General features: G+C 64.4%; 13 protein-coding genes and 1 pseudogene. 6 read left to right on the top strand and 8 right to left on the bottom strand.

Annotation, left to right across the window (positions count from 1 at the left end; all coding sequences use genetic code 11):
* Positions 1 to 86: 86 nt before the first annotated feature.
* From flhC to H3V53_RS14295, 5 genes are all read right to left on the bottom strand, one after another.
* Positions 87 to 713, bottom strand: coding sequence for a flagellar transcriptional regulator FlhC (gene flhC / locus H3V53_RS14315; RefSeq protein WP_054920738.1), 627 nt, complete (start codon positions 711 to 713; stop codon positions 87 to 89).
* A 16-nt stretch (positions 714 to 729) separates the two neighbouring features.
* Positions 730 to 1,050: a flagellar transcriptional regulator FlhD gene (flhD, locus tag H3V53_RS14310; RefSeq protein ID WP_007585797.1), complete on the bottom strand. Its 321-nt coding sequence runs from the start codon at positions 1,048 to 1,050 to the stop codon at positions 730 to 732.
* A 902-nt stretch (positions 1,051 to 1,952) separates the two neighbouring features.
* Complete coding sequence (locus H3V53_RS14305; protein ID WP_336598477.1) at positions 1,953 to 2,768, bottom strand: 2OG-Fe(II) oxygenase; 816 nt, start codon at positions 2,766 to 2,768, stop codon at positions 1,953 to 1,955.
* A 172-nt stretch (positions 2,769 to 2,940) separates the two neighbouring features.
* Entirely contained in the window at positions 2,941 to 3,468 is a 528-nt protein-coding gene (locus H3V53_RS14300; RefSeq protein ID WP_336598476.1) for a GNAT family N-acetyltransferase, read from the bottom strand.
* Between the two features lie 7 nt (positions 3,469 to 3,475).
* Positions 3,476 to 4,342, bottom strand: a complete 867-nt coding sequence (locus tag H3V53_RS14295; RefSeq protein ID WP_473766657.1) for an MmyB family transcriptional regulator — start codon at positions 4,340 to 4,342, stop codon at positions 3,476 to 3,478.
* A gap of 130 nt (positions 4,343 to 4,472) precedes the next feature.
* Between H3V53_RS14295 and H3V53_RS14290 the strand changes: the two genes are divergently transcribed.
* The 4 genes and pseudogenes from H3V53_RS14290 (at position 4,473) to H3V53_RS14275 (ending at position 7,665) form a co-directional block, all read left to right on the top strand.
* The gene (locus H3V53_RS14290; RefSeq protein ID WP_336598474.1) at positions 4,473 to 4,727 is read left to right on the top strand and encodes a hypothetical protein; all 255 of its coding nucleotides are present in this window, start codon (positions 4,473 to 4,475) and stop codon (positions 4,725 to 4,727) included.
* A 203-nt stretch (positions 4,728 to 4,930) separates the two neighbouring features.
* On the top strand, positions 4,931 to 5,296 hold the full coding sequence (locus tag H3V53_RS14285; RefSeq protein WP_336598473.1) for a nuclear transport factor 2 family protein: 366 nt from the start codon (positions 4,931 to 4,933) through the stop codon (positions 5,294 to 5,296).
* Positions 5,297 to 5,322: 26 nt separating this feature from the next.
* Positions 5,323 to 5,529: pseudogene (locus H3V53_RS14280) on the top strand (hypothetical protein); the annotation flags it as partial.
* Between the two features lie 567 nt (positions 5,530 to 6,096).
* A complete protein-coding gene (locus H3V53_RS14275) occupies positions 6,097 to 7,665 on the top strand; it encodes a tetratricopeptide repeat protein (protein ID WP_336598472.1) in 1,569 nt (522 codons plus the stop codon).
* A gap of 72 nt (positions 7,666 to 7,737) precedes the next feature.
* On the opposite strand, the gene H3V53_RS14270 is transcribed toward H3V53_RS14275, so the two are convergent.
* From H3V53_RS14270 to H3V53_RS14260, 3 genes are all read right to left on the bottom strand, one after another.
* A complete protein-coding gene (locus tag H3V53_RS14270; RefSeq protein ID WP_336598471.1) occupies positions 7,738 to 8,139 on the bottom strand; it encodes an Hsp20/alpha crystallin family protein in 402 nt (133 codons plus the stop codon).
* Between the two features lie 15 nt (positions 8,140 to 8,154).
* Complete coding sequence (locus H3V53_RS14265) at positions 8,155 to 8,595, bottom strand: Hsp20 family protein (RefSeq protein ID WP_054920743.1); 441 nt, start codon at positions 8,593 to 8,595, stop codon at positions 8,155 to 8,157.
* A 242-nt stretch (positions 8,596 to 8,837) separates the two neighbouring features.
* Positions 8,838 to 9,755: a DUF72 domain-containing protein gene (locus H3V53_RS14260; RefSeq protein WP_336598470.1), complete on the bottom strand. Its 918-nt coding sequence runs from the start codon at positions 9,753 to 9,755 to the stop codon at positions 8,838 to 8,840.
* 278 nt (positions 9,756 to 10,033) lie between these two features.
* Here H3V53_RS14260 and deoC point away from each other — a divergent pair, with 278 nt between their 5' ends.
* Both deoC and H3V53_RS14250 read left to right on the top strand, forming a co-directional pair.
* Complete coding sequence (deoC, locus tag H3V53_RS14255) at positions 10,034 to 11,041, top strand: deoxyribose-phosphate aldolase (protein WP_336598469.1); 1,008 nt, start codon at positions 10,034 to 10,036, stop codon at positions 11,039 to 11,041.
* A gap of 13 nt (positions 11,042 to 11,054) precedes the next feature.
* Complete coding sequence (locus tag H3V53_RS14250) at positions 11,055 to 13,448, top strand: aldehyde dehydrogenase family protein (protein ID WP_336598468.1); 2,394 nt, start codon at positions 11,055 to 11,057, stop codon at positions 13,446 to 13,448.
* Positions 13,449 to 13,456 lie beyond the last annotated feature (8 nt).

The following is a 13,456-nucleotide window of genomic DNA, read 5'->3' as shown; positions in this document are numbered from 1 at the left end:
GCTCGGCAGACGTAAAAAAAGCCGGTCTCGAAAGACCGGCTTCAAAAGTAATTCTGTGCTTCGGAAGGAGTGTGCGGTGAGCGGCGCTACGCCGCTAGCGCGGTTTCCTCGATCAGCTGTTCTTCGAGCAGTTCTGCTTCTTCCGCGATCTGCGGCACGGCGGCGATTTCCTTTTCGGCTTCACGCTTCGCGGCGGCAGCCTTCTTCGTCTTGCCCGCGCGCGACGGCGGCTGGCAGGCACCGCACACGACGTTGTGCTGCAGGTCGTGCTTGTGCGCGACGAACTTGCCGCTGCAACGGCAGCAGGGCGTCAGTTGCAGGATGTCGGCGTCGAAGAAGCGCACCAGCGTCCATGCGCGCGTCAGGTCGAGCACCGGCTCGGTCTCGCTATGACGGCAATGTTCCAGATACAGACGGTAACCCTTGGTCAGCGCGTCGAGATGCGAGCAGCGCGCTTCGTTCTTCAGGAACCGGTACGTGTTGTAGAACAGCGAGGCGTGAATGTTCGCCATCCACGTCATGTACCAGTCCGCCGAGAACGGCAGCATGCCCTTCGGCGGCGATACGCCCTTGACCTCGCGATACAGGCGGATCATGCGGTCGCGCGAGAGCGTCAGTTCGCTCTCGAGCACCTGCATGCGCGCGCCCAGTTCGATCAGTGCGATCGCGCGGAAAACTTCTTGAGCGTCCTCGGTGAGGCTCTTTTTCAGCATGGCAGTTTCCCTCGGTTTAAGCGAACTGCTCTGCGGGTTGCCCGGCCAGCAGAATGGCGGCGTGCGTCGACGCGACTTCTGCGTGCCTGGACGTGTGCGTCAACGCCGACAACATCGTGTGATCGTTGAAGCGGAAAAAACATAAGAGCTGATCGGAGCTGGCCAGCTTGACGATCTGCGCGAGCGACAGCCCGGCAAGAATATCGGCCAGCTCCGACGACAAGCCCAGCCGGAACATGCCGACCGCCTTGTCCTCGCGCAACATACGTTGAGCGAGCATGATGTAAGACAAGTTGATTTCGCGGATAGAATCCAGCGTCTCGCTGCTACGGTCCATTTTTTCTGTTTCCGAAGCCCCGAATTACTTATGTCGGCATTTTCTGCCGTTTTGGTCTTATGCCCCGCCGGACACTGAAGATTTCCGGCGTCAAGTTGGTGCATCGATACAACCGCCAACCTTTGATACAAGCCGTTACATTTCGTAACAGCTTGGGCGGAATTGTATGAACAGGAAATCTAGAAATCAACACCTTTCTCAAAAAAAAGATACGACAAAACAACAGTTATTTCGGTAAGTCTTTCATGGCGCCGTCATAATCGCCCGGCAAGCCGAAAACGTTTGCCGCGGGCCTCCGGAAAACCCTTATGAGATAAGGCTTGACGAAATAGTTTCCGATTGCGGAGCGCATCCGGTTTTATGCGAAAGCCATATGAATTCGGAAAGCCGCGAGAAAGAAAACAAAAGGCTGACAGGTAAAAAATGCGGCGCCGCCTGACGACTCCGGGATAACCCGAGTTGTAACCAAATACACGGCCAAGACGTTACAAAGAGGCAGGGATTTGTAACGGCCGCCGGCCGAGTTGTTACAGACGCCTAAGGGGAACATGTCAACTTCCGCAAGTTCCGTGGCGGATGCGCGCTGATTCAAGTTAGAAAAATAGGGAACGGCCGGACGTCGGCCGCACGGCGCCCGAACGCCGCCTTGAGCCGCCGGCGGGCGAGCATGCTGCCTGACAGATGTCGCCGAAACAGGTACCGATATGACAACCGTGGGCCAGCCGTTGCCCGCGTAGCTGGGCATCAGGCCGCTCGTTACACCGCGTGTAACCGATGCGGCGAGGGGGGCATTCGTGTGAGCACGCACGTAAGGCAGCACGCCTTTACTCACGGATGCCGCGCCGTGCCTGGGCGCTTGCCCACGGCGCCCACGAGCGATGCGGGCTGCGGATGTCGACTGGCTACGTGGCGTCGTGGAAGATCACTCCGAGCGTATGCCGACGCCCGGAGCGCAGCCGGCTCACGCCATGCCGCAGGTTCACGCGGTACGCGCCGCGCGTGCCTTGCACCGGGCGATGATGCACGGCGAACAGCACGGCATCGCCCTGGTGCAGCGGGACGACTTCGGCGCGCGACTGCATGCGCGGACGCTGTTCCGTCAGCACGAATTCGCCGCCCGTGAAGTCCTTGCCGGGCTCCGACAGCAGGATCGCAAGCTGGATCGGAAAGACGTGCTCGCCGTACAGGTCCTGATGCAGGCAGTTGTAGTCGCCTGCTTCGTACTGAAGCATCAGCGGCGTGGGGCGCAGCTGTCCGGCCTCGTGGCAGCGACGCAGGAAAGCGGCGTGGGTCGGAGGAAAGCGCGCGTCGATGCGCATTGCCGCGTACCACGCGTTCGCCAGCGGCGCGAGGCGCGGATAGACGGCTGTGCGCAGCGCGCCGACGACGTCGGGCAGCGGGTAGCCGAAATACTTGTACTCGCCGCGTCCGAAGCCATGCCGCGCCATCACTACGCGGCTGCGGAACAGGCCGTCGAGGTCGTCGCGCGGGTAGAGCGCGGCGAGCGCCTCGCACTCGTCGGCACGCAGCATACCTGGCAGCATCGCGCAGCCGTGCGCGTCGAGTTCGGCTGTGGCTTGCGGCCAGTCGAGGGCGTCGATGCGCCGCGCGATGGACGTCGGCGAGGCGTCGGCGGTCGCGGATTCGCGCGGCCGTCGAAGCGGCGTGTCTGTGCGGTCGAACAGTGTGGCCTGGGTGTCGGATGCAAGGTTCGGCATGTGGGCTCCCGTAGCGGCGGTTGCGCCGCTCTGCGGTTTGGGATGCCGTTCAGTCTATGCAGGCGGGCGCGCTCGCACACTCCGCGTCTTGCGCTCTCATTCGATGCAAACCCCGACGCAAACCCCGACGCAAACCCCGACGCAAACCCCGACGCAAACCCAGAACGGCCGCTCAGACGAAGCGCACCATCAGATCGGCGTCGTAATAGACGCCATCGATGCACATCGAATCCGGCTCGGTGCCATACACGCGAAAGCCGAGCGATGCGTACAGCGCGCAGGCGGGAACGTTCGCGCTCGTGACGAGCAACATGACCTGACGCAAGCCGTCGACCTGCGCTGCGCGCGTGAGCAGCGCCGACAGCAGCGCGCGGCCGATGCCTCGTCCCGCCGCCTCGTCCGCGACATACATGCCGACCACGTAGCCTTTGTGCCGCTCTTTGTGCCGCGTCTCGCGCATGAGGCCGACCGTACCGTGCAGCGCGCCTTGCGCCGACGAAAACGCGCCCAGCAGGAAATTGCCGGACGTGGCGTGCGTGCCCGCCAGCATCGCATCGTGTTGCGACGGCCCGCGTTCGAGCGCTTCCTCGTAGCTTTGCCCGAACGCTTCGGGGTGAGCTTGCAGGCCGCGCAGACGCAGCGCGAAAAACGCGTCTCGGTCGGCGGCGCCAAGCTGGCGAATCACGATGTCGTCAGCCATGCGCGCCTCAGGCTTGCGTTGCGGATGCGGCCCGCGTATCGGCGAACTTGCGCAACGCGTCGGCTGTTTGCGGATCGGCGGGAAAGAACGCTTCGATGGCCAGTTCCGACAGCGTGACATCGACGGGCGTGCCGAACACCGTCGTCGTGCTGAAGAACGACAGCATGCCGATGTCGGTGCGCAGGCGCAGCGGCACGGCGATCTGTTCGAGGGGCGACGCGTGGCTGTCGCCGGCGGGCTCGGCGTCGGGCGGCGTCGGATAGGCGGCGAGCTCGTCGTAGAGCGCGGCGAGCGTCGCGTCGGCGCTCACGTCGATCTGCCGCTGCAGGCGCGACAGCAGATGCGCGCGCCACGCATGCCAGTTGGCGATCCGCGACGCGATGCCGTCGGGATGCATCGACAGCCGCAGCGCATTGACGGGCGCCTCCAGCAGCGCGGGCTTCGCGCCCGACAGCAGCGGCGCAAGCGCATGGTTCGCGGCGACGATCGTCCAGTGACGGTCGACAGCCACGGCGGGATACGGTTCATGGCCTTTGAGCACGAGCTCGACGGCCTCGCGCGCCGCGTCCAGCTGCGGGTCGCTCAGCGCGCGCTCGCGATAGAGCGGCGCATAGCCGGCCGCGACCAGCAGCGCGTTGCGCGCGCGCAGCGGGATGTCGAGCCGCTCGGCCAGATGCATGACCATCTCGCGGCTCGGCAGCGCGCGGCCGGATTCGACGAAGCTCAGATGGCGCGTCGAAATCTCGGCCTCGGAGGCGAGCAGCAGCTGGCTCATCCGGCGTCGCTGGCGCCATTCGCGCAGCATGTCGCCGACCGTGCGGCTCATCGAGGCGGCGCCCGCGGGCGCGCAGGAAGTGGCAGTGAGCGTGTTCATGCCGACGATGATAGCCAAAGCGCGACACGATTCCATTACCTCCGAGGTAATCCCGCCCGCGCACGTTCGATCGCCGGCGTGCGCGAACGCGCTCATACTGGAGTTCTCGCGACGGCTCGTGGAGGCGAACATGTGGGACAAGATCGAGCATAACGGCCAGGAAGTGTGGGTGCTGCCCGTCACCGCGTATGGGCCGCCCGTGCCGGAAACCTTGTGGCACTACATCGGCTACGTGTGCCGGCACGGCGCCGACGCGCACCTCGCGGGACAGAGCCGGCGTTTCCAGCAACTCGTCGCGACCTTCCACAGCGAAGAAGAAGCCCGCGAAGCCGGCTACGAGGAAGGCCGGCGGCTCGCCGATCAAACGGACGCGGCCACGGCGTAGCGTGTTGTCGCGCCACGTCGCGCATCCCGTTCATCCCCTCTCTTTTCACGGCGCGGGCACGCATCGAAGTCGCTCGCGCCGGCGAATCTTTACCTCCCGCGTAATCGACCCGCGCACGCCTATCGACGAACCTTCAGTCCGAGGCCGCCGCATCCATGTTCATGGTGGCCGTCTCGACCATCCACCGACTGAAGGAGTCTCAGATGAACGCGCATACCGCACTGATCGACCGTTACTTCGACGCCTGGAATGAAACCGACGCGGGCCGCCGCCGCGAGCTGATCGCCGCGACCTGGTCGAAAGATGCTGCGTATGTCGATCCGCTTTTGTCCGGCAACGGGCACGACGGCATCGACGCAATGATCCGCGCCGTGCACGAGCGCTTTGCGCATCACACATTCCGGCGCACGACTGACGTCGACGGCTTCGGCAACCGGCTGCGTTTCTCGTGGGCGTTGCTGACGCCCGCGGGCACGCCGGTGGTGAAGGGCTCGGACTTCGGCATCGTCGATACGGACGGGCGGCTGCAGGCGGTGACGGGGTTTCTCGATGAAGCGCCTGGGATGTGACTTGCCGTCAGAGCGGAGAAACAATCATGTATGAGCACGCCGATACCCCCAACGCCGCCACATGCGAGCGCATGCTGCGCGCCATCGATGCCGCTTCCGTTGCCATCGCGGGCTTTGCGCTGCTGGCGGGCACCCGCGCCTTCGCGTTCATCGCGATCGTCGCGTGGCGCGAGCCCGTGGTCGGCGGCGCGGGGCTCGTCGTGCTCGCGCTCGTCGGCTGGATGCGCTGCTGCTGGCGCCGTCATGTCATCGCACACACGTTGACGTCCGCATCCGGCCCCACTACAGTGCGCTTCGCGGTATGCGCAAGTCGATTCGAACTTCAACGAGACCCCGGGGAACGCAAGACCATGCAAACAACCAATAATGTCGGCACTATCGGTATGGGCAGCACAGGGAACACAGCGAACACAGGCGGCACGAGCGGCACGCGCGCTCGCAATCAGCCGAGCTTCAAGGCGCTCCTCGACGAACTGACCGAACACACGAAGGGCTCGACAGCAGAACAGATGCAAAAGGCGATTCTCGCGCAGCTAGGCGTCAGCGAAGAGGACCTGAAAAAGATGTCGCCCGAAGAGCGCGAAAAGGTCATGCAGAAGGTCCGCGAGATGTTGAAGAAAGAACTGGAAGCGCAAAAGCAGATCGAGGAAATGCAGAAGGGCAACAAGATCCGCGTGTCGGTTTGATGACGCGCGGCCGTCCAGCTTGACGGCAGTGGTGCGAGGGGCTCGCGTAGAATCGACCCCTCCGTCCCAGCACGCAACCGGGCACGCCCTGGCGCTGCGTCGAACCGCTGCATCATGAGTCACGATCCCGCCCACAGCCTCGCGCAGGCCCAGCAGAAATTCGCCGCCGGCCAGTATGACGAGGCCGCCGCGCTGCTGCACGGCATTCTGTCCGTCGATCCCGCTCACAACGAGGCACTCGAAGCGCTCGGCTACGTCGCGGCAAAGCAAGGCGATTACGCGCGCGCGGCCGACTACGCGATCCGCGCCGCGCAGCCCGCATCGACCAATCCCCAGCAGCTTCATTTCGCCGCTCACATCTGCCAGCTGGCCGCGCGTCACGCCGATGCCGTCGCGCTGTACGAGCGCGTGCTCGCCGCCGTGCCGGATCACGCCGAATCGCTGCATGGCGCGGCGATGTCGCTCGTGCAGACGGGCGAGCACGCGCGCGCGCTGCAGTATCTCGCGCGGCTTGCGCAGCGCTATCCGCAATCGGCCGAAGTGCACTACAACCGCGGCACGCTGCTCGGCACGATGGAGCGCTACGACGAAGAGCTCGCCGCGTATCGGCAGGCGATCGCGTTGCAGCCGAACTTCGTGCGCGCCTATGTGAATCTCGGTGTCGCGCTGCGCGATCTGCATCGTTTCGACGAAGCGCTGCAGCAGTTCAGGAAGGCCGTGTCGATCGATGCGAACGACGCGGGCGCGCGCACCAACCGCGCGCAGACCAATCTGCTGCTCGGCGAGTTCGAGCACGGCTGGCGCGAGTACGAGTGGCGCTGGCGGGACGGCACGATGCAACACGGCTTGCCCGATGCCACGCTGTGGACAGGCAAGCAGAACCTGCGCGACAAGACCGTGCTCGTGCATGCAGAGCAAGGTTTCGGCGACACGCTGCAGTTCATCCGCTTCATTGGCCGCCTGAGCGCGATGGGCGCGCGCGTGGTCTTGCGTGTTCAGGACGCGCTGTGGCCGCTGCTGCGCGACTTTTCCGGCACAACCGATGTGATCGGCGAATCCGCGCCGCTGCCCGCGTTCGACTATCACATTCCGATGCTGAGTCTCGCGTTTGCATTGAAAGTGCGCGAAGGCGATCTTCGCGTCGAAACGCCTTACGTCCACGCCGATCCCCAGCGGTTCGCGCAGTGGACGGACGTGTTTGCAAAAGACGATGCACGGCCGCGCGTCGGCATCGCGTGGTCGGGCAGCCGCACGCATCTGAACGACCACAACCGGTCGATTCCCCTTGCGCAGTGCGCGCCGCTATTCGACGCTGACGTGCACTTCGTGTCGCTGGTGAAGGACGTGCGCGAACGCGATCGCGCATATGTCGACGAACTCGCCGCGCGCGGCGTCTTGCGCGATGTGGCGGACCGCCTGACGAGTTTCGCCGACACGGCTGCGCTGATCGCGCAACTCGATCTGGTGATAACCGTCGACACCGCCGTTGCGCATCTGGCTGGCGCACTCGGCAAGCCCGTGTGGATAGCGCTGCCGTTCACGCCTGACTGGCGCTGGCAACTGAAGCGCGACGATAGTCCGTGGTATCCCCAGATGCGCCTGTTCCGTCAGACGAAGCGCAACGACTGGAGCGACGCGTTACGCGATTTGCGCACGGCGCTCGACGCTTGGCATAGCGCATAGTGCGGCCAAGCTTCGCGTCGGCAAAAAAAACGGAGCACTGTGCGTGCTCCGTTCTTTACATCGACGACGGGATCAACCCACTGTCACATCGATTCGCCGCGGCTGTGCCTGCTCGCGACGCGGAATGACGAGCTTCAGCACGCCGTCCTTCAGGTTCGCTTCGATCTTCGACGTATCGAAGTCGTCGCTGATCGTGAAGCGCCGCGCGAAAAAGGGCGCGCGCACTTCGGCATGCGAGAGCCGCACGCTCGCAGCGCCAGCAAGGGCCGACTCGCCTTCGATCGTCAAGCTGCCGTCGTGAACACGAATATCGAGCTTGTCCTTCGATACGCCGGGCAGATCCGCCCATAGCGTCACAGCCTTGCTGTCCTCGACGATATCGACGGGCGGCGTCAGCGTCATGCGCCGCTCGCGTGCGCTATTGCCGCTCACTGCGCTTTCGTCGCGCTGGGTCACTTGAGTGTTGTCGCTCATGATTTCACCTTGCATTCATTGAACCGTGATGGCGCGCGGCTTCGACGCTTCGCGTTTGCCGACCGTGATGACGAGGCAGCCGTCGACGTATCGTGCCTGCACGTTGTCGGGATCGGCGTACTGCGGCAATTCGACGACGCGGCGGAACGCGCCGCTGAAGCGCTCCTGCGCATAGGCGCGCTCGCCTTCCTGCGTGGACGTACGCGTTGCCGCGCGCTCGCCCGCGATGGTCAGCAGGCCCTTGTCGATCGATAGTTCGAGCTTCGACGGATCGATGCCGGGCGCGAAGGCAACGATCTCGATTGAGTTGTCGGTGGTGCCGATATTGAGGCTCGGGAAGGCGCCCGCGCGGCTGGAGCGCAGGCTCGAAGGATGGCCGCCAAACAGGCTCGACATGTGCCGCTGCAAACGGTCGAGTTCGCTGAACAGATCGGGTCGGTAATAGAAGTCACTCATGGTCGCGCTCTCCTCTGAGCGGCAACGTGCGCGGGCCCGAATGTGCGGGACGTCCGCGATGCCGCGACGAACGATGTGGATAGGCAGCGCCTGTCATGTCGACGCAGCGTCTGCCTGCCTGATGCGATAAATAGGAAGCCAATCGAAATTTTCAAGTGCGATTTCCGCAAAAAAAGTGCCCTTGAAACGATTAGAAAAGGCCTCAAATCACGCAGTTTTTCGACACATTGCGATGTTCTGGATCAGGCGGCGCGCCCTGATGTGTGCACCCGTGCAACCGTTGCCGTAAAGGACGGATCGAGACGCTGTTTCAGCCGCGCCGCGTCGAATGGCGCTTCCACTTTCTTGTCGTTGTCGAAGTAGACGAGTACGTCGCGCGAGCGCGCGGGCGGCGCGGCGCGGCGGCCCAGGCGCACCGCATCGGGCGGTTCACCGCCATGCGACCATGCATCGATACGCGCGGCAAACCGGTCGAGCGCCGCGTCCGTGTAAGCGCCGCCGTACAGCGTCTCGCTGCCGTGCAGGCGCAGATAGACGAAATTGCTCGTCACGTCCTCGGTATACGGCCAGTTCGCCACGGCATCCGATACCACCAGCGCCGCCTTGTATTTGCGCAGCAGCGCGGCGAACGCTGGCACGCAAAAGCTCGCATGACGGATTTCGATGGCGTGCCGCAAGCGGCGATTCGCTTTCACCTCGAACCACGGCTCTTTCACGCGGCCGTCATGCTGGCGCGCGAGGGCGGCCGCCGCTTCGGCATCGCGCGGCAACAGCGCAAGAAACGCTTCGAACGATTCCGGTGCGAATGCGAAATTGGGCGGGAATTGCCACAGAAAGGCATCCAGTTTGTCGCGCAACGCGAGCACGCCCGACGCGAAGAAATTCGCAATGGCGGGCCGTGCGGTGTCGTCGCGAAAGCGCAGCATGTGCGTCAGATAGCGCGGCCCTTTGACGCTGAACGTGAAGCCGTCGGGCGTCGCGTCGTACCACGATAGATAGCTGCCGATGCTTTGCAGCGAATAGTGCGAGCCGTTGATCTCGATGGTGTCGACGGCTCGCGACGCGAATTCGAGTTCGCGCTTCTGCGGCAGTTTCGGCGGATAGAACACGCCGCGCCAGCCACTATAGCGCCATCCGGAGATGCCGATCCTCACGGTCATGGGCGTTGCCTCGATGTCACGGATGCTCGCATGCTGCAAACCGCGTTCCCACGCTCGCCGCTTCATCGCCGGACCCTGGTGAAAACACTAACCAGTGCTTTCAGCCGCCCTCGAACCGCCGCCATATAACCGTCCCCGCGACGTTGACCCGCTTCGATCGACCACAAATCAGGGAAACGATCATAACGACACTTGTTAGAATCCTATCAACCGATGTACGATGGCTGCCAACAAATCATCAGCCGTTGTTGTGCGTTGCACAAACCTGTGGACGTCTTATGCCTGATCCTTCCATGTCTTCCTCCGTCGTCGCGTTGCGGCGTGCGCCCGTCGTTCATCCCGTACGCAATCCCGGCGTGCCTTTCGATCTCGCGTGGCTCGATGGGCTGCGCGTGAACCAGTCGGCCGTCGAGCGGCGCACGGCCACGCTCGGCACGCGCCGCACCGTCAAGAAAGATGCGCAGGCCGCGTGGCTGTTGAAGGCCGTCACCTGCATCGATCTCACGACGCTCAACGGCGACGACACGGAAGGCCGCGTGCGCCGGCTGTGCGCGAAGGCGAGGCAGCCGGTGCGCGCCGACATCCTCGCGGCGCTGGGTGTGCCGCCGCACAGCATCACGACGGGCGCCGTGTGCGTCTATCACCGCTACGTGGCCGCCGCCGTCGATGCGCTCGAGGGCAGCGGCGTTCCCGTCGCTGCCGTGTCGACGGGCTTTCCCGCCGGCCTGATTCCGCATCCGCTGAAGCTCAAGGAGATCGAGGCATCCGTCGCGGACGGCGCGCAGGAAATCGACATCGTCGTCACCCGCGAGCATGTGCTGACGGGTAACTGGCAGGCGCTGTACGACGAAGTGCGCGAGTTCCGCGCCGCGTGCGGCGACGCGCATCTGAAAGCGATTCTCGCGACGGGCGATATCCAGACGCTGTCGAACGTCGCGCGCGCGTCGATGATCTGCATGATGGCGGGCGCCGATTTCATCAAGACGTCGACGGGCAAGGAGGGCGTCAACGCGACGCTCGACGTGTCGCTCGTCATGGCGCGCATGATTCGCGAATACCACGCGCGCACGGGCATCCTGATCGGCTTCAAGCCGGCGGGCGGCGTGTCGAACGCGAAGACGGCGCTGTCGTATCAGATCCTGATGAAAGAAGAACTGGGGCGCGCTTGGCTCGAACCCGAACTGTTCCGCTTCGGCGCGTCCAGTCTTCTCGCCGATATCGAACGCCAGCTCGAGCACTACGCGACTGGCCGTTACTCCGCCTTCAACCGTCACCCTGTAGCCTGAGCAGATCGATCCCATGAGCGTAGCCGAGTATTTTTCATCGATGGAGTACGGTCCCGCACCCGAGGACGATCAGCCCGTGCGCGCCTGGCTCGCGCAGCATGACGCGACGTTCGGTCATTTCATCGACGGCGGATGGCGCGCGCCCGTAGCGGGCGAGCGCTTCGCGTCGCACGAACCCGCGACGGGCGAACTGCTCGCGCACATCGCGCAGGGCGACGCCGCGGACATCGATGCCGCTGTTGCCGCCGCGCGCGCCGCGCAGCCGGGTTGGCTCGAACTGGGCGGCAAGGGCCGCGCGCGGCATCTGTATGCGCTCTCGCGGATGGTGCAGCGTCATAGCCGTCTGTTTGCTGTGCTCGAAGCGCTCGACAACGGCAAGCCGATCCGCGAGACGCGCGACATCGATATTCCCCTTGTTTCAAGACATTTTCTGCATCACGCGGGCTGGGCGCAGTTGCAGGACAGCGAGTTCAGGGACTTCGCGCCGCTTGGCGTGATCGGGCAGATCGTGCCGTGGAATTTCCCGCTGCTGATGCTCGCGTGGAAGATCGCGCCCGCCATCGCGACGGGCAACTGCGTCGTGCTGAAGCCCGCCGAATACACGCCGCTCACGGCACTGCTGTTCGCCGAACTCGCGCATCGCGCAGGTCTGCCGAAGGGCGTGCTGAACGTCGTGACGGGCGACGGTCGCACGGGCGCGGCGCTCGTCGAGCATTGGGGCGTCGACAAGATCGCGTTCACCGGTTCGACGGAAGTGGGCCGCCAGATTCGCGCGGCCACGGCGGGCTCGGGCAAGTCGCTGACGCTGGAACTGGGCGGCAAATCGCCGTTCATCGTGTTCGACGATGCGGATCTCGACGGCGCCGTGGAAGGCGTGGTCGACGCGATCTGGTTCAACCAGGGCCAGGTGTGCTGCGCGGGCTCGCGTCTGCTGGTGCAGGAAGGCGTCGCGGCGCGCTTCGTCGACAAGCTCAAGCGCCGCATGGCGACGCTGCGCGTCGGGCCGTCGCTCGACAAGAGCATCGACATGGGAGCGATCGTCGATAAGGTGCAGCTCGAGCGCATCGAATCGCTCGTGGAAGCAGGGCGACTCGAGGGCTGCGAGATTTATCAGGCAGCAGACAGCGCCGTGCCCGCCGACGGCTGCTTCTATCCGCCCACGCTCGTCACGGGCGTCGCGCCGGCATCGACGTTGGCACAGGAAGAGATCTTCGGGCCCGTGCTCGTCACGATGACGTTCCGCACGCCCGACGAAGCCGTCGCGCTCGCGAACAACACGCGCTACGGCCTTGCGGCGAGCATCTGGAGCGAGACGATCGGCCGCGCGCTGGATATTGCACCGCGTCTTGCGTGCGGCGTCGTGTGGGTCAACGCCACGAATCTGTTCGACGCGGCTGTCGGTTTCGGCGGCTATCGCGAATCCGGCTATGGACGCGAAGGCGGCCGCGAAGGCATCTACGAATATGTGAAACCGAAAGCGTGGCTTGCTTTGCAAGAGCGCCGCCCTGTGCATCAGCTGAGCGCAACGCATGCTGACGACACGCGGCGCGACGCCGATGTGTTTGCGATCGACCGCACGCCCAAGCTTTTCATCGGCGGCAAGCAGGCGCGGCCCGACAGCGGCTACACGCTGCCCGTATATGGCGCCGACGGCGTGCTCGTCGGCGAAGTGGCCGAGGGCAACCGTAAGGACATTCGCAACGCTGTCGCGGCGGCGCGCGGCGCGCACAAGTGGTCGCAGACCACGGCGCACAACCGCGCGCAGGTGAGCTACTACCTCGCTGAAAATCTCGCCGTGCGCGCGCACGAATTCGTGCAGCAACTGATGAAGCGCACGGGCGCGACGGAAGCCGAGGCGCGCCGCGAAGTGGACGCATCGGTCACGCGGCTTTTCACGTATGCTGCATGGGCCGACAAATTCGACGGCGCGGTGCATGCGCCGCCATTGCGCGGCGTCGCGCTGGCCATGAACGAGCCGCTTGGCGTGATCGGCATTGCGTGCCCGGATGAAGCGCCGCTGCTGTCGTTCGTTTCGCTGGTCGCGCCCGCGCTCGCGATGGGCAATCGCGTCGTGGTATTGCCGAGTTCGTCAAGTCCGCTTACAGTGACCGACTTCTATCAGGTGGTGGAAACGTCGGACGTGCCGGCGGGCGTGCTCAACATCGTCACGGGCGAACGCGGCGCGTTGCTGCCGGCGCTCGCGAAGCATGACGACGTCGATGCGCTGTGGTGCTTCGGCACCGCGAAGGATTCGGCGCTGGCCGAGCGCGAGTCGGTCGGCAACCTGAAGCGCACGTTCGTCGATCACGGCCGCGCGTTCGACTGGTTCGACAATGCAAGCGAGGGCCCGGCGTTTCTACGCCATGCAACACAGGTCAAGAACATCTGGATACCGTATGGCGACTGATCGCAAGC

The organism is Paraburkholderia bengalensis, assembly GCF_037126505.1.
GTDB lineage: Bacteria > Pseudomonadota > Gammaproteobacteria > Burkholderiales > Burkholderiaceae > Paraburkholderia > Paraburkholderia bengalensis.
The sequence above is the reverse complement of the archived record's forward strand: the minus strand, read 5'-3'. Positions and strand labels throughout refer to the sequence as shown.